1 pseudogene is annotated in these 522 nt (G+C 59.4%); it reads left to right on the forward strand.

From position 1 onward, the window contains the following. Window positions 1-517, forward strand: a pseudogene (locus tag WMO46_RS15590) (DUF4996 domain-containing protein); the annotation flags it as partial. Between the last annotated feature and the right edge of the window lie 5 nt (window positions 518-522).

Genomic DNA, 522 nt, shown 5'->3' on the forward strand with positions numbered 1-522 from the left:
CGAAGCGCTGGAACTCTGCAAGGACCGCATCGTGGTCAATATCGACAAAGGCTACCAATACTACGATCTGGTGCAGAATCTCTCGGAAGAACTCGGAGTCACCGGACAACTCCTGATCAAAGGCAAAAGCCCCGTGGCGGATGTCGCCGCGAAGTTCTCCCGCTACGAACACAACATGATGTACATGCCCATCATCGACATCCTCAAACCCAAAGGACAGGCGCTCTTCGCCGAATACCTCGATACGAACACCGTGCCGCTGGCCTGCGAAGTCTGCTGGTCGGAGTACACCCCCGAAGTCGAAGCCTGCATGCGGAAAGTCGTCGCCGGAGGCTCGAAACTCTGGGTCAACTCCCTGTGGCCGTCGCTCTGCGGAGGTCTCTGCGACGATGCCGCCTTCGAAGGCGATCCCGCCGCCGTCTACGGAAAGCTCGTCGATATGGGAGCCACCATGATCCAGACCGACCGTCCCGAACTGCTGATCTCCTACCTCCGCTCGCGGGGGCTCCATGACTGACGCCA

The sequence above is a fragment of the Alistipes intestinihominis genome (assembly GCF_040095975.1).
Classification (GTDB): Bacteria; Bacteroidota; Bacteroidia; order Bacteroidales; family Rikenellaceae; genus Alistipes; species Alistipes senegalensis.